Raw genomic sequence first — 22517 nt, forward strand, 5'->3', positions numbered from 1 at the left:
ATCTGTCGTGGGCGCAGGAAATTTGAGAGGAGCTGTCCTTAGTACGAGAGGACCGGGATGGACGCACCGCTGGTGTACCAGTTGTTCCGCCAGGAGCATAGCTGGGTAGCCAAGTGCGGACGGGATAAGCGCTGAAAGCATCTAAGCGTGAAGCCCCCCTCAAGATGAGATTTCCCAATTAGTAAGACCCCTGAAAGACGATCAGGTTGATAGGTTCGAGGTGGAAGCGCAGCAATGTGTGGAGCTGACGAATACTAATCGGTCGAGGGCTTATCCTAAATAAGTTAATCCAGTAAGAACTTCGCAAAGGTTCGTATCCAGTTTTCAGGGTGTTAAGTACCTGAATAGCGTGCCGGTGTAGCTCAGTTGGTAGAGCAACTGACTTGTAATCAGTAGGTCGTGGGTTCGACTCCTATCGCCGGCACCATCGTCCATATTTTTAGTACATAGGTTTATTGATTTTCATGGCGATCGTGGCGAAGGGGTTAACGCACCGGTTTGTGGATCCGGCATTCGTGGGTTCAAGTCCCATCGGTCGCCCCATTTTTACCTTAATTGTTGGGGATTAGCCAAGCGGTAAGGCAACGGACTTTGACTCCGTCATTCCTAGGTTCGAATCCTAGATCCCCAGCCATTTCTACTCCATATTTTCTATCGTAATCTTGCTGAGGCAAGGTTTTTTTATTTTCGTTTTACCTCATAACCATGCAAAGAGCGCAGCCATCATTGGACTGCGCTCTTTGTGTTATTTCACTTCAACCTCAATATGTGAGAAAGAAGCGAAATCGAACAACCCTTTATCCGTCAACTTCAAATGTGGAATGACCGGCAGTGTCAGGAAAGACAAGGTCAGCAGTGGGTTGAATGCTTGTGACGCGCCGATTTGAGTCATGGCTAGCTTCAGCTTTTGCAGCCCCTCGTTAACTTCTGAATAGGGTCGGTCGGATATTAATCCAGCAATCGGCAGTGGCAGAGAGGCGAGTATTTCGCTGCCTGCAACAACGGCGGATCCGCCGCCGGTACGGATCACTTCTTGGACAGCAGCGAGCATCTCATCGTCAGACACCCCGACAACTACAATATTGTGCGAGTCATGTGCAACGGTGGTTGCGATTGCTCCGCGTTTTAGCCCGAAGCCTTTGACGATACCTACGCCTACATTACCTGTTGCTCGATGTCGTTCGATAACGGCAATTTTCAGCAAGTCGCTAGCTATTGAAGGAGTGAACATACCGTCCTTCACTTCGACCTGTTCGATTCTGTGATGGGTCAGAAGAGAATTCGGAATGACTTCGATGACATGGCAGCGGTCACCTTGTAGCGGAATAGCAAGGTGGGATTTCTCGACTTTATGAACGTTCATTCCACGCAAATTGCTATTGCTCATGCTGCCATCCGTCACGACAGGTGGAAATGCCTCCTCAACCAGTTGTCCTTCGTCCACAACAAGGCATCCACGTTTATATACTTGATGAATCTTGACATGCTCGAGATCGTCGAGCAGCAGCATGTCAGCTTGATAGCCAGCTGCGATCGCACCATGCTGATGAAGGCGGAAGCATTCCGCAGCATTAAGCGTCGCCATCTGAATCGCAGTAATCGGATCGAGACCTCTGGCCATCGCTAGCCTTACGATATGATCAATACTGCCCTCGTTCAACAAATCATCGATTAGCTTATCGTCGGTAACGAAGAGGCATCGCCTTGAATTTCGTGAAGTGACTACAGGCAGCAGTGCATCGAGATCTTTGGCAACCGTCCCTTCGCGAATCATCAAATACATACCCAGATCGAGACGATCCTGTGCTTCTTGCAAGCTAACACTTTCATGATCGGTTCGAATACCCGCAGCCATATAAACATTCAGCCCTTCACGGCTGATACCCGCAGCATGTCCGTCTATGAGAGCGCCAGCCTCACGAGTCGTTGCCAGCTTTTGCAGCATACTTGGATTCGTGTTCGCAACCGATGGATAGTCCATAACCTCGGCAAGACCTAGTACGTTCGGATGACTGTAGAACGGTGCTAGATGTTCCGCGTCGAGCTGAGCGCCATTGCTCTCAAATGGAGTAGCCGGCACGCATGAAGGCAGCATGACATAGCAGTCGATCGGCAAGTCGTGGGCAGCGTCAAGCATGTATTGAATGCCAGACGTGCCAGCGACATTAGCGATCTCATGCGGGTCCGTTACAACTGTTGTGACTCCGTGCAACAGCGATACATTGGCAAATTGCTGAGGTGTGAGCAAGGAGCTCTCAATATGTACGTGACCGTCAATGAAGCCAGGCACGATATATTTACCCTGCGCGTCAACGATTTCTTTTCCCTCATAGGACCCGATTCCTGCTATTATTCCCCCGACAATGGCGACGTCGCCATCCATCAATTCACCTGTAAATACATTCACGATACGGCCGTTTCGGATGACGAGATCCGCTGGTTCTTGTTTGGCGGCGACGCGGATGCGCGTGCGCAATTCGGATAATTTCTGTTCCATGATCCACACTCCTGATTCGTTAGACAAATAAAAAATCCTGATTACAAAAACATGTATGGATACACACATTTTTGTAATCAGGATTTTACGGCTCCTGGTAGAGACCCTCAAACCATATTATTGAGGTTATACAGTTCATAATGAAGTTGTTGTCATTATATCAGCAAGCGGCAAAGGGGATCAAGGAGTATCTCCCTTTATGTGGAATTAAGTGGAAGGAGATCGTATAACTGTGTCGAATTTCCTAATAAAAGAACTGTATAGAGGTGAATAGATATGCTAACTTCCCTTGAGCATGTACAAATTCCTGTGAAACAAATGGATCGCGCAATTGCATGGTACTCCGAACAATTGGGGTTTCAACTCAGCAGCAAAGATGGCGACCGAATTGCTTTTCTGAATTTGCCAGAGGGTCCGTATCTTATGTTATGGCAAACAAGCGATGAAGCGACAAATGCTCAATTTACGGTTAATGGTACTGAGTTTCCCGTTTCGTTATATCGCACTACTCGTATTCACGAGCTTCACAAGAACTTGACGAGCATAGGTACTCCAATTCAAGTGTATCAAGATGATGGCTTTGGTTGGGTGCTTAAGTTTTATGATCCCGAGGGCAATCTTTGGGGGGCTTTGCAGTTTAATGAATCTGATAAGAACTAGAATGCGATGGTGGTTGAGATGGATAGCGAAAAGCTTGCGGAACGATTTCGGACGTTTGCTGAGAGAGAATGCAGGAACTCGAGCAGTCTTTACGAGCATCTTGCACTGAACATCGCGAATGACAAGGACTTGCTTCAGTTAGCTGCACATTCGAAGCCTGGACAACCTGTGCCTAATCTTTTGCTGGGGGCGGTTCATTATTTGCTCCTGAGTGGGGTAGGGCATGAGTTGTCCTTCTATTATCCCAGCATTGTCGACGTACCTAGGGAAAGCTCTGGGGCATGCCTTCATTTCAAGGAATTCTGCATGCAGAATGAAGCGCGGATTATTCAGCTTCTGGAAAACAAGCTTGTCCAAACGAACGAAGTCAGGCGATGCGCTTATCTGTACCCTAGCTTTTGTCGGATCTATCAAATCATACAGAGGCCGCTAACCTTAATCGAAATCGGTACGAGTGCAGGTCTGCAGCTTCTGTGGGATAAGTACAGTTACTCCTATAACACCAACCAGCTGTATGGGGCTAAGCAATCACTCCTAGAGATCCAAGCTGAAGTCAAAGGTGATAAGTCCCCATTCTTGTTGCAGGAAAGTCCGCCTGTCATGCGTAGAATTGGATTGGATTTACACGTGAATGATCTCCATGATCCTGAGGATTATCGATGGCTAAAGGCTTTGATATGGCCGGAGCATAAGGAGCGCAATTTGTATTTTGAGAAGGCTGCTGCGTGCCTGAGGTGCGAGCGTTTAGAGCTCATTGAGGGGGATGGAGTAGCTTTGCTGCCTGGGATTTTCCCAACAGTTTCTGACGACTCGGCGATTTGTATTTTTCATACACATGTTGCCAACCAGATTCCGACTGATGCGAAGCAGAAATTGATGAAGCAGATTCAACAATTGGGCAAAGAACGAGATGTGTTTCATCTCTACAATAATATGTGGGACATGGACCTCCATGTGGATTATTTCGTTAATGGGATAGCATACAGCGAAACGTTGGCTGAAACGGACGGGCACGGGCGCTGGTTTAAGTGGAAAATATGAAGAGTATAAAATTAGGAGCAACTACGATGTATACGGGACCAACAGCTTTACGTTCAGTCTTATATCCCAAGTATTTGGAATATTGCTTAGGTGAACGTTACGATCTTGGCAAGTGGGATGAATGTCTATTTTGGCTGCGCGGCTTGAATGATACGTATCGAATTAAAACCAGCAGCGGGTATTATATTCTTCGTGTTTACCGACTTTCTGTTTGCGAAGCTGATGTTGCTTATGAGGTTTCCTTACTAAATGAATTGGAAATAAAGTTGAGTGCGGTAACAACTACTAAGGTATCAGAGCCAATTACTCAACTAGATAACCGTTCATATACCGTAATTGAAGCTCCAGAAGGTAAAAGGGCTGCCGTGATTTTTCGTTATATCGATGGTAAGGAGAATGTGCTTCAAGTCGAAGCTTCATGCTTTGCTTTCGGGAAATCTGCCGCTGAACTGCATACCGCAATGGATCGCCTAACGATAGATCTTCCTCGGTACGAAGTGGATACTTATTTTCTCATCAAGCAGCCATATGAGCGTATCGTGAATTACATAGGTGAGAACCATCAAGCAGTTCCGTTCCTACGTCAATTTGCAGATGCACTAGAAGAACGAATCGTTGCTGCTGCCAAGTGCGGACTAGACTGGGGGATCTGCCACGGAGATATGCACGGAAATAACAATGCTTTTCAAGAGGGAGTTCAATGGACGCATTATGATTTTGAATGGGCTGCAAAAGGATGGCGTGCCTACGATTTGGCTCAAGTTAAAGGGAGAAAGCGGCAACTAACGGAGAAGAAAGAAGTACTATGGAACGCGTTCATCTCGGGTTATCGATCCGTCAGAGCACTCTCTGAGCAGGACGAGTCTGCTATAGATTTGTTTATGATCGCGCGTCGCTTATGGGTGATGGGACTTGAAGTTACGTTGATCCCCAATGATTTTGGCGTGTTGGATTATTCGGAGGATTGGCTTGATGGTTTTATTCAAGAATTCCGCTCGTACAATATGGTGTAGAGGAGCCAGTAGGAGGAGAATACGCGATTGAGAAAATTAGTGCTGCTCGTTATGATTTGTATTCTTCTATCTGCTTGTTCCAAGGACGAACGTTTTCACGCGGAGACTTTATACTTCTACAGCAGTGAAATGCTCAGCTTGGTTGACCAGGGGAAGAACGATTACTCTAAAAAGCAAGGCGTTCGATATACATTAATGCTGGTCAAGTTCCGTCCTGAGGAGGCGGCATTCGAGAAATTCAGGAAAACGTATGAAGGTGTTTCGACTGGGGAAGGGGACGTCGTCCTTACAGATCGAACGAACATTTATATCAAGAAAGAATCGAACAAGAAGGAATCCATCTCTGCTACAGAATTAAGTAAGTATGTGAAGCCAGCCGGGTCTGGTGATTATCCGAGCGTTGAAGTTTGGGTAACTCCTTATGAGAAGGCTGATTATGAGGTGGAAGCTGTCGAGGTTGATTTGTTGCAGCCATAAGTGTGGTTACTGGTAGAGGAGTTGACGAATTAGGTTGTGTATCAGATTGCGTGAAGACCTCAATATAAAGAAAATGAGCGAAGTCGAGGCAACCGAAATACTTGGTTGGACGTATCGTGCTCCGTATGATTTTTATAACAATACGTATAGTCCTGAAGCGGTCAAAGAGATGATAGAGGGCTCATATTATACTGTATTTGCGGCGGATAAAGGAATAATAGGTTTCTTCTGCACAGGCAGTGCTGCACAGGTACCGAATGACAGCTACTCGTATTCCGACGATTATATGGATATCGGTATTGGAATGAAACCCGAATACACAGGCCAAGGTAACGGTAGATCGTTTCTTGCCGCTGTTTTCAGCGAGCTGCAAATCTCATACGAGAATCAACCTAAACGTCTTACGGTAGCCAAGTTTAACCGGAGAGCGCAGAGCCTGTATGAGAAGTTTGGATTTAGAATGAAACATGAATTCAGCAAAGGATCAACGGAATTCATAGTTATGATCCAGAGTAATTGAGCTGTAACTCTGTAACTCTGAATCCATATGAAAAAGGAGTCCCTCAAAGCCTCAAAGGGCTCCTTTCTTCATTATCCCGTATACGCCGAAGCGTTAAGGTTCTCCGGACCAACCCGGCCAATGCCTTCGGAACGCGCAATCGCGAATAATGTGTATGGCAGCAAGCCGGACACCGGCGCAGGCACGTTGTAATCAGATGCCGAGAACGAGATGGTGTGAATGCCGCTTTCAAATGCGTTCAACGATTTAAAGATGAGCATGTCATTGACCGTCAGTCCGCGAACCAAATAAAGCTCGAGCAAGAAGGAAGTAGGAAAATCCGTCGGCAGCGCTGCGCCAACCATCCCGGTTAGCTGCACGCGGATTGTACCACCTGTACCAGGAGGAATGTCCAGCCCTACCTGCCCGACAAGCACATAGGTGTCGAGCGGGAATGTGTCGAACTCATCGAGAACCGTCGTAATATTGCTCGATGTGCGTGCATCGATAAGCTGTCCCATCGTATCACAATCCTTTTCTACTATTCTATGCTGCTCTAGTAGAGAAGGGCTGGACATGCCGGCAATTCCGCTATTGCCTGGATGCCCGGACAGCTGGAATGCAGATCGGATCCTCGATCAGCTTGGGCTCTGTATCCGTGCGCTTCCCGACTGGAGCATCAGGCTCCAGTAACGGACCGTACTCGGCGCGCTGTGCAGACTTCCTCCACTTACGTGTGATTTTGCGCAGGCCAATGGGGTAGATCGTTAAGTCGCCGTTCTTCGCGATGTGAATGCGCAGGAAGTTCTTGAAATCCTCGATCTGCAGGGCAGAGAACGCTTCGTTCGCATGCCTGCCGAACCAATTGAGCGAAATGAAGAGATAGATGCCCATGATGCACGAGCCGATGAACCAGCCTCCGTAAGCGATGAGGATGCCCGAGAGCAGCAGCGCGCAGAAGCCCCACGACAGATGGAAGACTGTGCTGGCTAGATAAATCGCGCCGCAGCCGATGAAGAAGGAAGCAGCGACATGGGTTGCCCCATGCAGGAAGCCCGCGATCCACTTGTAGACGCGATAATGGGTATCCGTGAACAGCCAGAAGCCTGCGATGACGATGAGTGTCCAGATGAATGCACTAGGTGAGCGGCCGATATTGGCCCACGATGAGGAGATGACAGCAGCATAGCTCTCAGCTGAGGAGGGGAAGGAGTCGACGGACAGGAGCGAGTTGCAGATGAGCAAGTATAGAATGGCGGTTACGATGCCGAATAACGGGTTCTTCCAAGCGAACAGGAAGTTCTGCCAAGTCAGCCTTCTGGACTGCGCGATGGATGGAAAATCCTTTTTCCGTTCAAGAGCAAGCGGCGCTTCGCCGTCGTACGTCGTCTCTTCGAGTACGCGTTTGGTAATGTCGTGCGTCGGATGGAGGAACGCCCCGCCGCCGCCAGCTGTAATTTTCTCGATCTTGAGGCTATGATCCTCCGCGCCGTTCGCAAGCGTAGGTACATATTCGAATCTGCGGTAATGATGCGAATCGCCCGCAAGGTAGACATGGATGCCGATATGGCGATCCTTCAACATTTTCTCCAAGTAAGCAAGGTTGTTCTCATTGTAGACAGGGTCGTAATCCTTGTACTTGTGCTTGTACACCCAATAAGGCTCCGCGTTGCATAGGATAACCCGCTCGCTCGGATCGATCTGTTCCGCAACCTTCTCGAAATAGCGCACCTGCTGCTCATCAATATCCGAATTCAGCTGAATGTCGGTGCCGAGCAGCCACCAGCCATGCGGCAGCTTCAGGGCGAAATAGCTGCGTCGCTGAGGAGCCTGCCAGCCATTGAACCATTTGCGCGCAGCAAAAATACGCGAGAATGCGATGAGTCCGTCGTACCAGTCGTGATTTCCTGGAATGGCGAACACATGCGGATGCGGAGCGCCCGTGAAGCCTTTTGCCATATGATAAGGTGCAATCAGCCTTTTGACATAGGCTTCGCTGTTCGCAGTCGGATAGACCTGGTCCCCGCCAAAAATAAGAATGTCGCCGCGTTTGGTCGTATGCTTCAAGCCGCCGGAAGTTTGCAGTGGCAGCTCCTGTTGGGTCAGCGCATACGCGACAGAGTATGTCGAATTGAAGCCGTCGCCGACGTCGCACACATAATCGATCCATATTTCGTCGCGCTCTTGATGGGGATCCGGAATATAGAAGCCATCCTCATCCACCATATATCCGCCTTTGCCATCAGGCATATATTCTTTGGCATAATCATTCACTTGCTCTGCATGCTGGTTGTTGAACGCTTCGATGAGCCTATAGTCCGAATAGCGGCCGAACAGTGAAGAAAGCACGGTCTTGGTGCCGGTTACGATAAGCTGTGCAGGATTGAACCATTCGACCATTCGAGGTCTTGCATTTGGCTCACGGATCATTTTGTCGACGAGCTTCTGCACTTTGCCGCCAATCATACGTTGCTCCTTCCCGCGATACGCGTCACGAATAAACAAACCTACGATCACAATTATGGCACAGCCTCCATGCAGATCACGTCGAATGGCGGCGTCCGCGAACGATCTTTTAGCGAAAATAAAGAAAGCCCCGATTGGCTCGGGGCTTCATTGCACTAGATATGCGAGAACTTAGAGAATTGCTGTTTGTACTTCTTCTCGAGACCGACAGAGATGAGATGGAAGCCGAGAATGTAGATGATGTACGCAATAAGCGGAATGAACAGCACCCATTGATAGATGAACAAGTAGTCCCGCGCTTGTCCGATCAAGCCGCTCCATTCGTTCGAACGGCTCACATACTGTACCGGATCGAAGTACATCGTTGTGCCGCCTACGAAAATATTGAAGATGGCGAGTTGGCCGAACAGGCTGAGCGAAAGCACGATTTCCTGCACGAACAGAATGACGAAGCTTTCTTTCAGATGCGGGAAAATATGTCTGCGGATAATGGTCCAATGTCCAGCTCCGATCGATTTGGCCGACAGGATGAACTGCTTCTCCCGCATAATCATCGTCTTCTCCTTCATCGTGGATGCTACTGTCGGGATGCCGACCAGTGTCAGGATGACTGCGAGAATGGAAGACATATAGAGCGGCGATGCGGCAGGATTCATCGTAATGCCAATCATTATCATCCAGACGATGATGAAGATCGGGATGCCGTTCAGCATGTTCCAGATTGGAAGTTTGTCCGTCCGACTCGGCTTAATTTTGCTGAAATAGCCAAGGAACAAGCCGATAATGCCGCCTAACAGGAGGCGCAAGAATGCAATTGCAAGCGAAATGAAAATCGTATATTTCGACCCTGCCAGCAGCTTCGCCAGCATATCGTAGCCTTCTTTGTCCGTGCCAAGCGGATACTGCTTGCCAGGCGGAATCGGCGGTACGGTCAGATCGCCCTCGCCGTTCTCGTCGACCACATAAGTCACGCTTTGATGTTCATCTAAGGTGTGCGGAGCAAAATATTGCCCGAACAGCGAGGCTGCAATCATGATAACGATGATAATAAGTCCCGTAATTAATGTTTTGTTCATCGTACAAACACCTTCTCTGCACCGAGTATAACGAGTCGAAGCAAGCCGTAAACAATCACGTAGAGCAGTAGAAGGGTGAAAATCCCGTTCACGACCAGGCTGTATTGATAGCCCGTGAACGCAAATGCATTGGAGAATACGAGCATCGTCACGCCGCCAAGATTGTACAAGTATTCGAAAATAAACAAGTTACCGAACAGAATGCCCATAAACTTGTGCAAATCCGCTTTAATGAAAGGAAGTACATTCGGCAAGGCGTGGTAGGAAATGATGTACCGTCTGCCAAGGCCGCGCGCCTTCGCGAAGCTGATGTAATCCTCCGTTAACGTATGGCTCATGTGGAGCGCGACGTTGCGGATCATATAGTTCGCCGGGATGATAATGGTCGATATAAGCGGCAGCGCAATGGCTGGATCATCGGTCGAGAAGCTGGCAACGTCGAAGATGACAAATCCAGTCTCTGTAGCGATGATTACGATCAGAAATTGCAGCAGAATGACGATAACGAAGTCCGGGAATACCGCTGTCAATTCCAGAAACCGCTTCAGCCACTTGATCCGGGTAACCGCAAAATATACGCCGAGCAGCACGCCGAGCGTTGTGCCGATGATGCCGCCAACTGTGATATAGAAGAAGGTGACGGTGAAGCTGCGGCCGATTTGCTCCCAGAATGATAATTCCGTCTTGCCGGATAGATAATGGAACGACTGACCGTTCCAGATCCCTTTCAAATAATCACCAATGCTAGTGAAGCCGCCTGACCAGTTAAACGATAGTGCGCCTTCAAAATGATCCGCCTGAAGCACGACGGGGAACATCGCGAATACGAGAACGAAAAGCAAAATACCGGGTACGAATAGTGAAAATTGTAATGCTTTCGGCATGAGGCAAGGGCTTCCTTTCCATAGAGTGGCTGGTAGAATTAAAGTTCGTTTTCTAATATTTCACCCTATTAAGTATAGCCCTTTGCCTGATATATGCAAGACTTAACGCTATGGATAGCGATTCCATAACTGGGTTGCGAAGCGGATTATTCGATATAGATCATTTTGCGGGTCATGCCGCCGTCGATGACAAGATTCGTCCCGGTTACAAAATCGTTCGCAGGGTCTGTGAAGTAGAAGCATGCTCTGGCGATGTCTTCCGGTTTGCCGACGCGGCCAGCAAGGTGCTGCTGATGGTCTTCCGGGCGAAGCTGGCCGTAGTCGCCTGTTTCGATCCAGCCGGGACTAATGGCGTTGACCCGAATGCCGTCAGGTCCGAGCGTTGCAGCAAGCGCGTGCGTCAGCGAGAGGATGCCGCCTTTGGAAGCCGCATATGCTTCCGAGTTCGGCTCCGACATGATTGCGCGGGTCGAAGCGATATTGACAATCGAGCCGCCGCCGCTTTCGCGCATGAGCTTCGCTGACTCTCTGGCGCATAAGAAGCTGGCTCGCAGATTCGTGTTAATGACGTAGTCCCATTCCTCGACGGACAGATCATATACGGACTTCCAAGCCCCGAGCCCCGCGTTGTTAATGAGCGCGTCCAGACGGTCTGTTTGCTCGCGCAGCCAGACGAAGAACGCTTCAATTGCGGAAGCATCGCTTAGATCCAGCTCGCGATACAGCGGCTGTGGATGATCTTGTCCTGCGCTTTGAATGAGCTGCGCGGTCTCATCGAGCTTATCTTTGTTTCTGTCGACGAGGACGGTTCGCGCTCCTTGCTCTGCATATGCGAGTGCCAGCGCTCTTCCGATGCCGCTGCCTGCACCTGTAATTAGAACAACCTGCTTGTCCATGTCCATTCGATTCCCTCCATATCAGCTTATCTAAGAACAGATAAACATGGGAGGAGATGGAAAGTCAAATGGACTGGCGCGTGTATAAACTCCCAGCATTACGGCATACTAGTAATGTCAATGGTTCTGCATAAGGACGTTGACGTGAGGATATGGACGGCAGACATTCTACGGGATGTCTGCCGTCTTTTGCTTATAGGCGGCGGAAGGGCGTGAACCAAAATGGATCACAGATGGATCAGAATATCGTTCAGTTTGGCAGCTGCAATTTTATATCTAGTTCCAGTTCTGCAGAGGAAACAATTCAAGAAGGAAATGGCGGAACTGAGGGCGAGCGGTCAATTGTCGCGGCACTTGAAAGAGAAATGGCTCAGACGTCTCCAGCTGCATATTGTGCTCATCATTGCAGCAACCCTCTGCGCTCTAGCGGTGGTTATTTTCAAGTGATTCCTTTAGAATGAAAGTAACCATATTTGGCCAAGAGAAGAGGGAGTCAATTGACAGATCAACATAATGCCGGTGCTGGTGCGAACGATGCAGGCTGGAACTTAGATAACAGCTATGCACGGTTGCCGCAATCTTTCTATACACGAATGAAGCCTGCCCCTGTGCGTGCGCCGCAGCTTAGCGTTCTGAATGATCCGGTCGCTGCGGCGCTGGGGTTAGATGCAGATGCTCTGCGGACGGAAACGGGAGTCGCTGTGTTCGCAGGCAACGAAATACCGGAAGGTGCTGCGCCGCTGGCGCAAGCTTATGCCGGGAATCAGTTTGGTTATTTCAACATGCTCGGTGACGGGCGCGCTCTTCTGATCGGGGAGCAGATTACGCCGCAAGGCGAGCGATTCGACATTCAGCTGAAAGGCTCGGGCGCGACACCTTATTCCCGAAACGGGGATGGGCGCGCAGCGCTTGGTCCGATGCTGCGTGAGCATATCATCAGCGAAGCGATGCATGCTTTCGGCATTCCGACGACACGCAGTCTGGCTGTTGTGACGACGGGACAGTCGATCATCCGCGAGAGCGAGCTGCCAGGTGCAATACTGACGCGTGTCGCTGCCAGCCATCTGCGAGTCGGCACATTCCAATTCGCTGCAGCCAAAGGCAATGTTGATGAACTGCGCGAGCTGGCGGACTATACGATTGAGCGGCATTATCCGGAGCTTGCCGGAGCTGAGAACAGCTATCTCGGGCTGCTGCAGGGAGTCATTAAGCGACAAGCGAAATTAATATCACAATGGATGCTCGTCGGCTTCATTCATGGCGTCATGAACACAGATAATATGACGATTAGCGGTGAGACCATTGATTATGGTCCATGTGCATTCATGGACGCATACAGCCTCTCGACTGTATTCAGCTCCATCGACAGAGAAGGCCGCTACGCCTATGGCAATCAGCCGAAGATGGCGGTATGGAACCTTGCTCGATTCGCAGAGACGCTTCTGTCCTTGCTCCATAAGGATGAGGAGCAAGCAGTTAAGCTCGCGGAAGAGGAACTGGGCAAGTTCGCAGAGCTGTATCACGGGCACTGGTTAGCGGGTATGCGTGCGAAGCTGGGGTTGTTCGGTGAAGAAGCCGCGGACGAGACGCTCATCGAAGACTTGCTCCGCATGATGCAGCAGCAAGGCGCGGACTACACGAATACGTTCCGTGCGTTGACGTTCAATCGTTTGGACGAAATCGTGATGTCGTGCAGCTCCGATTTCGCGCAGTGGTTGGAGCGGTGGCAAGCGCGGCTCGGGCGGCAGCAGGAGTCGCCTGAAGCGGTGCAGCAGCTGATGCGAAGCTGCAACCCGGCGGTCATCCCGCGCAATCACCGCCTGGAAGAGGCGCTGGCTGCAGCAGAGCAGCGCGGCGACTACAGCGTCATGGAGCAGCTGCTTGCGGTGCTCGCGAATCCGTTCGCGCACACGCCAGAACAAGAGGCGTATGCGCAGCTGCCGGAGCAGGGCGGAAGACCGTACCGGACGTATTGCGGGACGTAATGTTTTCGACGTAGATGGATGTTCATAGATGTAGCTGTAGATGCTGATGCAAATGCAAATAGCTGTAGATGTTGACGTCAATGGAAGACGGTGGACACTCGAAAATGTCTATCGTCTTCTTCATTTTTGCGGTACACTGTTTCCAGTAATTGTGATTCATCTAATGGGGCAGAGGTGGATAGCATGACCGCATATGAGAAACCAATCCTAGATCGCCAAGAGATTGAGCAGATTCTATCGACGCAATTAGGGACATGCCATATCACAGAGCTGGAGCCGCTGACAGGCGGGAATCTTAGCCGTGTGTTCTCGTTTCGGTATGATGGCCGAGCAGGCGTAATCAAATTAAGCGATCTCGCCGGTGCTTACGATACGGAGCGTTTCGTATCGAAGCTGCTTACGAGCCATGGTGTGCCTTTTCCGCAATGTCTTGGAGAAGGACAGGTTAATGAGCTTTCGTATTCGATTCTCGAACGGCTTCCCGGGTCAATGCTGATTGACTGCACAGATGAACAGAAACAGGCGCAGCTCCCCGAGCTTATTCGCATATTGGCACGGATGAATGAAGTGCCGGTGGACATGACGAAAGGTTATGGCTGGATCAAGCCGGATGGCAGCGGGACATCACCGACTTGGATGGCTCACGTAGAGTCGTTCTTCGCGGAGGACCAGATAGGGAACTTCTGGGAAGGCTGGTATGACCTGTTCCGAACGACTTGCCTGGAAAAGTCCGTGTTCGACGAGTGTTATGCTAGGCTGCTGCACTACGTACCGTTCAACGAGCCGCATCGTCATTTTGTCCATGGAGACTTTCATCCTTGGAATATTATGTCTAGTGGAGACCGCATTACAGGGATTATCGATGGTAATTGTGTCTATGGCGATTTCTTACATGACCTGGACACGCTGCGAGGTACATTAGGCGGTCTGGATGTGGTTGCGGCATATAAGGAAAATATCGATGCCCTGGGCATCATCATACCGAATTTCGATGAACGTATGCTTGGCGCGCGCTACTTCAAAGGCCTCGACGCCATGCGGTTCTATGCGAAGATGGACTGGGAGAATGCGTATTACGAGCTTCGGGATTCATTAATTAATCTCATTAATTAATAGGTGTTTCGAAAGGAATAATTTAAATGGCATCGACCAAATCAACTGTAACAAATACTTCAACACCCGCACGTTGTGCTTGGGTCAACGAGGACCCGTTATATATCGACTATCACGACCACGAGTGGGGCGTGCCTATCCATGATGATCGGAAGCTGTTTGAGCTGCTTATACTCGAAGGGGCGCAGGCAGGACTTAGCTGGTACACGGTGCTGCAGAAGCGGGAGGGTTACCGTGAGGCATTCGACAGCTTCGATCCGGAGAAAATCGCGGCTTACGATGAGGAGAAGGTAGAGGAACTGATGGCTAACCCGGCCATTATTCGCAATCGGCTCAAGATTCAGTCGGCGATTACGAACGCCAAATGTTTCTTGAAGGTGCAGGCTGCGTTCGGCAGCTTCGACGCGTATATATGGCAGTTTATCGGGGGCGAGCCGGTGCACAATCACTGGCGCACGAAGAGCGATGTCCCGGCAACGACACCGCAATCGGATGCGATGAGCAAGGATCTCAAGAAGCGCGGCTTTAAATTCGTCGGCTCCACGATCTGTTATGCCTACATGCAGGCGAGCGGGATGGTTAACGATCATTCGATGGATTGCAATTGGTACGCGGGGAAAGAATAGCAAATAAGGACGCCCATCACAGGGCGTCCTTTTCTAATGGCCAATAAACGTTGCGCATAGCTGCTCCACAATTTCATCCGGTGTGTAACCGCGCACATCGCGCTGGAACAAGTAGGCGTCGCTGCTTAGCGCAGTCAGCAGAAGGTCTGCTTGGAAGACACTATTCGTGTTCATCTGCACCTTCTCCAAAGCTGTGATCTCGTCAAACTGCTTCACGATCAGTCCATGCAGCTCATCATAGAGCGGACTGCGAGTACGCGACTTCGGTCTGCTGGTCTGCGCCGTATCTTCAACGCCGGTAATCAGCTGCGTCTTCGTCTCGCGGAAACGAATAAACAATGTAAGGATGCCTTTGAGACGCGTCTTCGGCGAAGCGGAGCGGTTTTGCTCCAAATACTCTTCAATATCTTCGAAAACCATAACGAGGTTATCTTTAATCAGATCCAGACAGAGCTCGCTCTTGTTGCGATATCGGCGGTACAAAGTCCCTGGGCCAATCTGCGCTTCAGTCGCAATTTGGTTCATACTGACTTGCTCAACGCCATGCTGCTCGAACAAGCGGAGTGCGGCGTTCAAGATTCGCTGGCGATTCTCGGCTGCATCTCTGCGCTCGGAGCGTGGCGGGATTAGGTTATCTGCTTCATTCATCGGATGATCACGTCCTGTTATCTTTAGCCTCAAGTAGGAATGTTGACAAGTGGAGATGTCTCCGCTTAAGATGAAGAGGAGAGTTCTCCGCTTAATCCTATCATAAACCGCAAGGAGTGTATACACATGTCTACACCAACTAGCAATGCTGCATTATTAGTCATGGATCTTCAGAACGCAATCGTATCCCGCATGGGAAGCGATGAGGCTTTGAAGCCGTTTCAGAAGGCGATCGCGGCTGCCCGCGAGAATCATATTCCTGTTTTCTTCGTTCGAGTCGCGCTTCGCGAAGGCTACCCGGAAGTTAGCTCGCGCAACAAAATGTTTTCGCAAATTGCAAGCTACGGCGGTATGACTGTCAACGACTTCGCCACTCAAATTCATGAAGGTGTGAAGCCGGAACCAGGCGAGCAAGTCATTGTAAAGAAGCGGGTTAGTGCTTTTGCAGGCAGCGACCTCGAGATTCTTCTTCGTTCCCGTAATATCAATACGCTCATTCTAAGCGGGATTTCTACGAGCGGAGTTGTGCTGTCGACAGTTCGTGAAGCAGCGGACAAAGATTACGCCATTCGTGTTCTCTCCGATGCTTGCTTCGATGCAGATCCTGAGGTTCACCGCGTGCTGACGGAGAAAGTGTTCCCGCGTCAGGCTGACGTTATGACGGTTGACGCTTGGGTCGACAGCTTGAAAGCGTAGGGTGATCCCTATGCCTATATGGAAAAGAAATCTGCTCGTCTGCTGGTTCGGCATGTTCGTCACGAGCGTCGGTATGAGCCAGATCGCGCCTGTGCTGCCGCTCTATATTAAACATCTCGGAGTGAGTGATGCTGACGCGATCTCGCAATATTCTGGCATCGCATTCGGCATTACGTTCATCATCTCTGCGATATTTTCGCCGATCTGGGGGCAGGCAGCCGATAAATTCGGCCGAAAGCCGATGCTGCTGCGTGCCAGCCTGGGAATGTCGCTTGTTATCTTCAGTATGGGATTCGCGCATCACGTGTATGTATTGATTGGTCTTCGTCTCCTGCAAGGGATCATTACCGGATACGGCACCGCATGTACGACGCTGATCGCGACCCAAACCGATAATAAGCACGCGGGTTGGGCTTTAGGAACGCTCTCGACTTCGAGCATTTCAGGTTCGCTGCTTGGGCCGACCATCGGCGGCTTTATTGCTGAGAATTTCGGCATGAAGGACGTATTCTTCATCACCGGCGCACTGATGATGGTCGCGTTTCTCACGACATTATTCTTTGTCAAAGAAGACTTCACTCGCCAGGACAAGAAGATCCAGAGCATGAAGGAAGTATGGCAGGCGGTCCCGCAAAAGAGCCTAACCATTACGATGCTGATTTCGTTCTTCGTCCTCACGATTGCGCTGTACTCTATTGAGCCCGTGTTGACGATCTACGTCACGAAGCTGTCGAGTAACTCCGAGCATGTCGCATTGTTCTCTGGCCTTATCTTCTCCGCATCCGGGCTTGCGAATATTATTGCCGCTCCGAGGCTCGGCAAGTTATCGGACCGAATCGGTTCGCACAAGGTCATCCTCGCTGCGCTGATCATTGCTGGCTTAACGTTCATCCCGCAAGCTTTCGTCACGAGTCCTTGGGAGCTGATGCTGCTTCGATTCATTCTTGGTTTGTCGGCTGGAGGACTAACGCCGGCTGTGAACACGATGATTAAACGAATCACACCTAGCGAAATCACCGGACGTGTATTCGGGATAAGCATGGCTGCTGCCTACTTGGGTGTATTCTCCGGTTCGCTGCTCGGCGGTCAAGTCGCGGCCTGGTTTGGCGTCGAATATGTGTTTCTCTTCACAAGCGCATTGCTTCTCATCAATGCAGTGTGGATTTACTTCAAGGTTTATCGGAAGCAAGGCATCGGGGCTATCGTGAGTCCCGGCCAAGTTAGCGCCAAATAGCGTCAAGTGGATTAGTTCGTTCAGATTTAGAAAGTTCATAGTTAGACCGTTCAAATCCCGCCAATTAGGCGGGATTTTTGCATGAGTTAATACTTTTTTAAGAATTGGTTCATGATCAGTTTAGATCTTTCCTGTACGCTTAGCACAGGCTGCGCTTGTAAACCTGAGCTGGATCATCTAGGATGGTTTGCAAGAAGCTGTTAACGGGGAGAATTCAACATGTCCATTCGAGTCAAGCTGTTGTTGTCCTACGCGGCAATGCTTATCATTCCGCTTGTTCTAATACTGCTCATCACGACGCTGCTGGTCGTCTCGCTCAAAGGTGATTTTCCATCGATACGCAGCGCGTACGAGTCAACGGAGAATATGTTCGATCCTGATGAGGTAGAGCATATCGCGAAGGAAATCAAACGCTCGATTCAGCGGGAACCCGAGCTATTGAAGAACCAGACGTATCTGACCGAAATGACGACAGAGCTGCGCAAGAACGAGGCAGGCTTGATTGTTCGCCAGAACGGCACTATCATCTTCCGATCAGACATCATCAAAGAAACGCCCGAGTTGATGCAAGACTTGCCGTTATTTCAAGCTCCCGACAGCGTCACCCATGATCATGTCAGGAAGATCGGCAGCATGGATTATGACTATTGGCAGTTTGATTTGCAAGTCATTGGCGACGGCAACGAGAAGAATACAGTGTTCGTCATTACGAAGGTGAATCCGATTGTCTATTGGATCATTCAATATTTTCCAAGCATGTTCATTGCACTCCTTATCATTCTAATCGGGACACATTTACTCCTGACAACCTATATGTCGAAGAACATCATCAAGCCGCTGCAAGCGCTGCGGAAGGCTGCGCGAGAGATCGAAGAAGGCCGACTTGACTTCCAGCTCGATGTTGCACGCAAAGATGAGATTGGCCAGCTCGGCACCGCATTCGAGGAGATGCGCTCGAGGCTGCAGCAATCGCTTGAGGTGCAGAAGCAATACGAGGCGAACCGCAAAGAGCTCATTGCGAGCATCTCGCATGATCTCAGGACGCCGCTGACCGCCATTCGCGGCTACGTCGACGGCATTATGGATGGAGTCGCCGATACGCCGGAGAAGACGCATAAGTACATGCGGACGATCGCGTTGAAAGCAGATGAGCTGGACCACCTTATTCATGAGTTGTTCCTTTACTCGAAGCTGGATTTGAACCGGCAGCCGTTTCATTTTGAGACCATACCGCTTCAGCCTTTCTTGCAGGATTGGTCAGAGGAACTGCAATTCGAGCTGGAGAAGAAGGGAATCGTGCTGCAAACGGACCTTCGGCTAACAAGTGATGTTGTCGCGATTATGGACCGTGATCATTTCAGGCGTGTATTGAACAACCTCATTCAGAACAGCGAACGGTATATGGATAAACCGATTCCGCGAATCCGCATCGACGCATACTTGAAAGCGGATTTTGCAGTTCTTGAACTGACGGATAACGGAACGGGAATTGAGCCAGGCGCGCTTCAGTATATTTTTGAACGTTTCTATCGGGTTGACGAGTCGCGCAACGCCAATACAGGTGGCAGCGGTCTTGGGCTAGCTATTGCCAAACAAATTATGGAGGGCCACGGCGGCACAATCGGAGCACGAAGCAAGCTGTCCGAGGGCACGACGATTATATTGACAATCCCCATTACGCAAGGGAGCGCGAGCGCATGAAATCGATTTTGTTAATTGAAGATGATGTTACAATCTCAGAGCTGCAGCGTGATTATCTGGAGATTAGCGGATTCAAGGTAGATATTGCAGCAGATGGCGAGCTAGGGCTGCAGCTTAGCTTGTTCGGCTCGTTTGACCTCATCATTCTCGATTTGATGCTGCCGAAGATGAACGGATTCGATGTTTGCAAGCGAATTCGCGAGAAGAAAGACATCCCGATTCTGATGGTTACCTCAAGGCGCGAAGACATCGACGTCATTCGGGGGCTCGGATTAGGCGCGGACGATTATATTACGAAGCCGTTTAAGCCGGCAGAGCTCGTTGCCAGAGTGAAAGCCCATCTCGCGCGATATGACCGGCTGATCGGGGCGAAGGAAATCAAGAATGATATTCACATCCGTGGCTTATATATCGATCCGGATACGCGCAGCGTGCTCGTGAATGAAGCGGAGACAGTGATGACGACCAAGGAGTTCGACCTGCTCTATTTTTTGGCTAGCCATCCGAACCGCGTGTTTACCAAAGAGCATCTGTTCGAGCGGATATGGGGCGTCGATGCGATGGGGGACTTGCAAACCGTCACCGTACACATTCGCAAGATACGCGAGAAAATCGAGGCGGACTCGGCGAACCCGGCGTATGTGGAGACCGTGTGGGGAACTGGATATCGGTTCAAAGGATAAACGGAAGTCTGATTGTGATCAGGCTTCTTTTTTGCTAATACAAGCTCACTCCTGCTTAAATATTATTTTTCTCCCCAAGCGATAGAAGCCTACAACGATGCCTGAAATACCGAATAATGTATTTACAGCTTAATCGGCGCGAGTGTAGAGCAATTAATTTGGGTCATGATGGGGGAAAAGAATGTCGCGTTATGTGAGCAGCAAATGGAAGAAGACGGCAGCGCTTATGCGGGATCGAGAATTATCGAAATACGTGCCTGAAACCGTCCCATTGTCGAAATCAACACTGCACTCGTTATTGCGTAGATATGACATGGTCTACGTGAAGCCTGTCGTTGGCATGCATGGAAATGGCGTCATGCGTGTGGAGCGTACGGAGTGGGGCTACCAGTACCAGCTGCAGGAGAGAGTCCGTACCTTCTCGAACTTTGAAGACATGCACCGATCCATCTCGGTGCATACGCGCAAGAAATCCTATTTGGTCCAGAAAGGAATCCGACTGCTGAAGCACAATGGCAGAAGATTTGATCTTCGTGTCATGGCGCAGCTTTCTCCAGACCGGCAATGGGAAACGACCGGCATCATCGGAAGGGTAGCAGGCAAGAACAAGATCGTAACGAACGTCCACGGCGGAGGCAAGCTTATCGCTGCCAATCGGTTGATCGCTGAGCATACGAGTTACGTTTATCCCAAGTTGATCTCGCTCTCTCGAATTGGCGTGAAAGCAGGCAGAACCATGCGTCGTGCATTCCCGGGCGTCTATGAAATCGGCCTTGACGTTGCGCTTGACCAGTCGCTTCGCCCGTGGATTCTGGAAGTGAACACAAGTCCAGATCCATATATATTCAAGAAGCTTTCCGATAAATCAATCTTCAAACGTATTATGCGGTACAAGAAGAAATATCCGAAGAAGAAAGCCTGATTTCGATCAGGCTTTTTTGGTGCGCATTACGAAATAAAATGTTAGTTTATGTCAGATTAACGGGTGTCATCTAAAGTTTGGACAAAACTTCCATATAACCATTGTTGATAGAGTCGACATATGCTAGAATCGCATTTAGGAAAAAATGCCCAGCATCTTGTGCGACATCAGTGCTTATATGGACGAGATAAAAGCGGAAAAATGATGATTCGGCGCAATTTCTTATCATTAACCGCTTGTCCATTCATATATTGATTAATATTCAACATATGATTGGAGGTTGTTTGCTTCTGAAACCGTACCGATTTAAGGCCGGTGTGCTTATGATCCTTCTCGCATTCATTGGGACTTTCCTCATCCCGGCAACGACGAGCGCATCGGGGACGAAGAACCAATTGCTAATTATCAACAAACAAACGAATCAACTGGCGTTCTATGTCGATGGCGAGCTGGTCAAGACGTTCAGAGTGGCGACAGGAAGGTCGCCTGAGCTGACGCCTGAGGGCACGTTCAAGATCGTGAACAAAATCAAGAACAGGCCGTATTACAAAGAGCATATTCCAGGCGGCGATCCAGCGAACCCGCTCGGCGACCGATGGCTGGGGCTTGAGGTTGGCGAGACCTATGGCACGACGTATGCCATACACGGGAATAACAATAGCAAGTCGATTGGCAAGTACGTGAGTGCAGGCTGTATCCGCATGCTAAATGACCAGATCCACTGGTTATTCCCGCAGATCGAGATCGGCACCAAGGTCGTTATTACGACGTCGAAGCTGGATTTTGCCACGATTGCGGAGCAGCATGATTATCCGGTCATGCACAATATTGCAGCATCGCTGGTGCTGGACGGCAAATCGGTAGAGCTGGGCCATGAGCTGGTGACGATCGATTCCCGTGTCTACATCCCCATGCGAGAAGTGTTCGAGCTTCTAGGCGCGAAGGTAGACTGGAACCAAGCAACGAAGACTGTAACGGCGACAATCGGCGCACGAATCATTACACATCTGGCTTTATCCGACAGTGTGAGCGTGAATGGCAATTCTGTAACGATTACTAAATCGCGAATTGCAGATAATTCGCTTCTGCTGCCGTTAAGAGACATCGCTGAGCTTATCGGCCATCAAGTCACGTGGGATGGGGCGAAGAAGGAAATTCGGATCACATCATAATGCACTTATAGGAGTAATGGGCTGCCTCGCGGGGCCAATGTCATTAAGTTAACTCAATGACATTGACCGAGAATAGAAATGGAATCCAAAATGGCATGAGGGAAACCCCTGTGCCGTTTGTTTTTTTGGTGCAGTCTGAAAAAAGTGTACAGCAAACAAGCGGATAGACAATCCGCTTAAAAAATGTTCATTCGAACCGATTTATGCTACTCTGTAGACGAAGCTTAC

The 22517-nt window shown here is 49.8% G+C and carries 22 protein-coding genes, 3 tRNA genes, 1 rRNA gene and 1 riboswitch; of the genes, 19 read left to right on the forward strand and 7 right to left on the reverse strand.

What is annotated here, in order from left to right:
* From A8990_RS30560 to A8990_RS30575, 4 genes are all read left to right on the forward strand, one after another.
* Positions 1 to 278: ribosomal RNA gene (locus tag A8990_RS30560) — 23S ribosomal RNA — on the forward strand; the annotation flags it as partial.
* A gap of 73 nt (positions 279 to 351) precedes the next feature.
* Positions 352 to 427: transfer RNA gene (locus A8990_RS30565), tRNA-Thr, on the forward strand.
* Positions 428 to 467: 40 nt separating this feature from the next.
* Positions 468 to 543, forward strand: a tRNA-His gene (locus A8990_RS30570).
* 16 nt (positions 544 to 559) lie between these two features.
* Positions 560 to 634, forward strand: a tRNA-Gln gene (locus A8990_RS30575).
* A 111-nt stretch (positions 635 to 745) separates the two neighbouring features.
* On the opposite strand, the gene ade is transcribed toward A8990_RS30575, so the two are convergent.
* Entirely contained in the window at positions 746 to 2497 is a 1752-nt protein-coding gene (ade, locus tag A8990_RS30580; RefSeq protein WP_116192801.1) for an adenine deaminase, read from the reverse strand.
* Positions 2498 to 2551: 54 nt separating this feature from the next.
* Positions 2552 to 2651, reverse strand: a riboswitch (purine riboswitch).
* A 122-nt stretch (positions 2652 to 2773) separates the two neighbouring features.
* Here ade and A8990_RS30585 point away from each other — a divergent pair.
* Genes A8990_RS30585 through A8990_RS30605 form a run of 5 tightly spaced genes read left to right on the forward strand, consistent with a single transcriptional unit; the run spans position 2774 to position 6208 of the window.
* Positions 2774 to 3157 carry a VOC family protein gene (locus A8990_RS30585; protein ID WP_116192802.1) on the forward strand — a complete coding sequence of 128 codons (384 nt, stop codon included), beginning with the start codon at positions 2774 to 2776 and terminating at the stop codon, positions 3155 to 3157.
* 18 nt (positions 3158 to 3175) lie between these two features.
* Positions 3176 to 4198 (forward strand): DUF2332 domain-containing protein, encoded by a 1023-nt coding sequence (locus A8990_RS30590; protein WP_116192820.1) that lies wholly within the window; start codon positions 3176 to 3178, stop codon positions 4196 to 4198.
* A gap of 26 nt (positions 4199 to 4224) precedes the next feature.
* Positions 4225 to 5211 carry a phosphotransferase gene (locus A8990_RS30595; RefSeq protein ID WP_116192803.1) on the forward strand — a complete coding sequence of 329 codons (987 nt, stop codon included), beginning with the start codon at positions 4225 to 4227 and terminating at the stop codon, positions 5209 to 5211.
* 27 nt (positions 5212 to 5238) lie between these two features.
* The gene (locus A8990_RS30600; protein WP_116192804.1) at positions 5239 to 5688 is read left to right on the forward strand and encodes a hypothetical protein; all 450 of its coding nucleotides are present in this window, start codon (positions 5239 to 5241) and stop codon (positions 5686 to 5688) included.
* Positions 5689 to 5722: 34 nt separating this feature from the next.
* Positions 5723 to 6208 carry a GNAT family N-acetyltransferase gene (locus tag A8990_RS30605; protein ID WP_245996316.1) on the forward strand — a complete coding sequence of 162 codons (486 nt, stop codon included), beginning with the start codon at positions 5723 to 5725 and terminating at the stop codon, positions 6206 to 6208.
* Between the two features lie 71 nt (positions 6209 to 6279).
* Here A8990_RS30605 and A8990_RS30610 read toward each other — a convergent pair whose 3' ends face one another.
* The 5 genes from A8990_RS30610 to A8990_RS30630 all read right to left on the reverse strand — a co-directional run bounded on the left by A8990_RS30610 (position 6280) and on the right by A8990_RS30630 (position 11515).
* Positions 6280 to 6708, reverse strand: a complete 429-nt coding sequence (locus tag A8990_RS30610; protein WP_116192805.1) for a hypothetical protein — start codon at positions 6706 to 6708, stop codon at positions 6280 to 6282.
* A gap of 70 nt (positions 6709 to 6778) precedes the next feature.
* Positions 6779 to 8704 (reverse strand): metallophosphoesterase, encoded by a 1926-nt coding sequence (locus tag A8990_RS30615; protein WP_116192806.1) that lies wholly within the window; start codon positions 8702 to 8704, stop codon positions 6779 to 6781.
* Positions 8705 to 8808: 104 nt separating this feature from the next.
* The gene (locus tag A8990_RS30620; protein ID WP_116192807.1) at positions 8809 to 9729 is read right to left on the reverse strand and encodes an ABC transporter permease; all 921 of its coding nucleotides are present in this window, start codon (positions 9727 to 9729) and stop codon (positions 8809 to 8811) included.
* Positions 9726 to 10613, reverse strand: a complete 888-nt coding sequence (locus A8990_RS30625) for an ABC transporter permease subunit (protein WP_116192808.1) — start codon at positions 10611 to 10613, stop codon at positions 9726 to 9728. The genes A8990_RS30620 and A8990_RS30625 overlap by 4 nt, the downstream gene beginning before the upstream one ends.
* Before the next feature lie 146 nt (positions 10614 to 10759).
* A complete protein-coding gene (locus A8990_RS30630; RefSeq protein WP_116192809.1) occupies positions 10760 to 11515 on the reverse strand; it encodes an SDR family NAD(P)-dependent oxidoreductase in 756 nt (251 codons plus the stop codon).
* 206 nt (positions 11516 to 11721) lie between these two features.
* Between A8990_RS30630 and A8990_RS30635 the strand changes: the two genes are divergently transcribed.
* The 4 genes from A8990_RS30635 to A8990_RS30650 all read left to right on the forward strand — a co-directional run bounded on the left by A8990_RS30635 (position 11722) and on the right by A8990_RS30650 (position 15233).
* The gene (locus A8990_RS30635) at positions 11722 to 11970 is read left to right on the forward strand and encodes a hypothetical protein (RefSeq protein ID WP_147306901.1); all 249 of its coding nucleotides are present in this window, start codon (positions 11722 to 11724) and stop codon (positions 11968 to 11970) included.
* Between the two features lie 36 nt (positions 11971 to 12006).
* Positions 12007 to 13494, forward strand: a complete 1488-nt coding sequence (locus A8990_RS30640) for a protein adenylyltransferase SelO (protein ID WP_116192811.1) — start codon at positions 12007 to 12009, stop codon at positions 13492 to 13494.
* 183 nt (positions 13495 to 13677) lie between these two features.
* Entirely contained in the window at positions 13678 to 14607 is a 930-nt protein-coding gene (locus A8990_RS30645; protein ID WP_116192812.1) for a phosphotransferase family protein, read from the forward strand.
* Between the two features lie 26 nt (positions 14608 to 14633).
* The gene (locus A8990_RS30650; RefSeq protein ID WP_116192813.1) at positions 14634 to 15233 is read left to right on the forward strand and encodes a DNA-3-methyladenine glycosylase I; all 600 of its coding nucleotides are present in this window, start codon (positions 14634 to 14636) and stop codon (positions 15231 to 15233) included.
* Positions 15234 to 15266: 33 nt separating this feature from the next.
* Here A8990_RS30650 and A8990_RS30655 read toward each other — a convergent pair whose 3' ends face one another.
* Positions 15267 to 15881: a TetR/AcrR family transcriptional regulator gene (locus A8990_RS30655; RefSeq protein WP_116192814.1), complete on the reverse strand. Its 615-nt coding sequence runs from the start codon at positions 15879 to 15881 to the stop codon at positions 15267 to 15269.
* A gap of 126 nt (positions 15882 to 16007) precedes the next feature.
* Between A8990_RS30655 and A8990_RS30660 the strand changes: the two genes are divergently transcribed.
* The 6 genes from A8990_RS30660 to A8990_RS30685 all read left to right on the forward strand — a co-directional run bounded on the left by A8990_RS30660 (position 16008) and on the right by A8990_RS30685 (position 22289).
* Positions 16008 to 16577, forward strand: coding sequence for a cysteine hydrolase family protein (locus tag A8990_RS30660; protein WP_116192815.1), 570 nt, complete (start codon positions 16008 to 16010; stop codon positions 16575 to 16577).
* A gap of 10 nt (positions 16578 to 16587) precedes the next feature.
* Complete coding sequence (locus tag A8990_RS30665) at positions 16588 to 17811, forward strand: multidrug efflux MFS transporter (protein WP_116192816.1); 1224 nt, start codon at positions 16588 to 16590, stop codon at positions 17809 to 17811.
* A 219-nt stretch (positions 17812 to 18030) separates the two neighbouring features.
* The gene (locus A8990_RS30670; RefSeq protein ID WP_116192817.1) at positions 18031 to 19512 is read left to right on the forward strand and encodes a sensor histidine kinase; all 1482 of its coding nucleotides are present in this window, start codon (positions 18031 to 18033) and stop codon (positions 19510 to 19512) included.
* Positions 19509 to 20195, forward strand: a complete 687-nt coding sequence (locus tag A8990_RS30675) for a response regulator transcription factor (RefSeq protein WP_116192818.1) — start codon at positions 19509 to 19511, stop codon at positions 20193 to 20195. The genes A8990_RS30670 and A8990_RS30675 overlap by 4 nt, the downstream gene beginning before the upstream one ends.
* 181 nt (positions 20196 to 20376) lie before the next feature.
* Positions 20377 to 21117, forward strand: coding sequence for a YheC/YheD family protein (locus A8990_RS30680; RefSeq protein ID WP_116192819.1), 741 nt, complete (start codon positions 20377 to 20379; stop codon positions 21115 to 21117).
* Positions 21118 to 21401: 284 nt separating this feature from the next.
* Entirely contained in the window at positions 21402 to 22289 is an 888-nt protein-coding gene (locus A8990_RS30685; protein ID WP_245996317.1) for a L,D-transpeptidase family protein, read from the forward strand.
* Positions 22290 to 22517: the final 228 nt, after the last annotated feature.

The sequence above is a fragment of the Paenibacillus taihuensis genome, assembly GCF_003386535.1.
GTDB lineage: Bacteria > Bacillota > Bacilli > Paenibacillales > Paenibacillaceae > Paenibacillus_Z > Paenibacillus_Z taihuensis.

Coding starts and splice junctions, on each gene's coding strand:
- A8990_RS30590 (WP_116192820.1), top strand. CDS start 3,176: ATGGATAGCGAAAAGCTTGCGGAACGATTTCGGACGTTTGCTGAGAGA.
- A8990_RS30660 (WP_116192815.1), top strand. CDS start 16,008: ATGTCTACACCAACTAGCAATGCTGCATTATTAGTCATGGATCTTCAG.
- A8990_RS30675 (WP_116192818.1), top strand. CDS start 19,509: ATGAAATCGATTTTGTTAATTGAAGATGATGTTACAATCTCAGAGCTG.
- A8990_RS30680 (WP_116192819.1), top strand. CDS start 20,377: ATGTCGCGTTATGTGAGCAGCAAATGGAAGAAGACGGCAGCGCTTATG.
- A8990_RS30670 (WP_116192817.1), top strand. CDS start 18,031: ATGTCCATTCGAGTCAAGCTGTTGTTGTCCTACGCGGCAATGCTTATC.
- A8990_RS30630 (WP_116192809.1), bottom strand. CDS start 11,515: ATGGACATGGACAAGCAGGTTGTTCTAATTACAGGTGCAGGCAGCGGC.
- A8990_RS30595 (WP_116192803.1), top strand. CDS start 4,225: ATGTATACGGGACCAACAGCTTTACGTTCAGTCTTATATCCCAAGTAT.
- A8990_RS30645 (WP_116192812.1), top strand. CDS start 13,678: ATGACCGCATATGAGAAACCAATCCTAGATCGCCAAGAGATTGAGCAG.
- A8990_RS30610 (WP_116192805.1), bottom strand. CDS start 6,708: ATGGGACAGCTTATCGATGCACGCACATCGAGCAATATTACGACGGTT.
- A8990_RS30650 (WP_116192813.1), top strand. CDS start 14,634: ATGGCATCGACCAAATCAACTGTAACAAATACTTCAACACCCGCACGT.
- A8990_RS30620 (WP_116192807.1), bottom strand. CDS start 9,729: ATGAACAAAACATTAATTACGGGACTTATTATCATCGTTATCATGATT.
- A8990_RS30625 (WP_116192808.1), bottom strand. CDS start 10,613: ATGCCGAAAGCATTACAATTTTCACTATTCGTACCCGGTATTTTGCTT.
- ade (WP_116192801.1), bottom strand. CDS start 2,497: ATGGAACAGAAATTATCCGAATTGCGCACGCGCATCCGCGTCGCCGCC.
- A8990_RS30665 (WP_116192816.1), top strand. CDS start 16,588: ATGCCTATATGGAAAAGAAATCTGCTCGTCTGCTGGTTCGGCATGTTC.
- A8990_RS30655 (WP_116192814.1), bottom strand. CDS start 15,881: ATGAATGAAGCAGATAACCTAATCCCGCCACGCTCCGAGCGCAGAGAT.
- A8990_RS30585 (WP_116192802.1), top strand. CDS start 2,774: ATGCTAACTTCCCTTGAGCATGTACAAATTCCTGTGAAACAAATGGAT.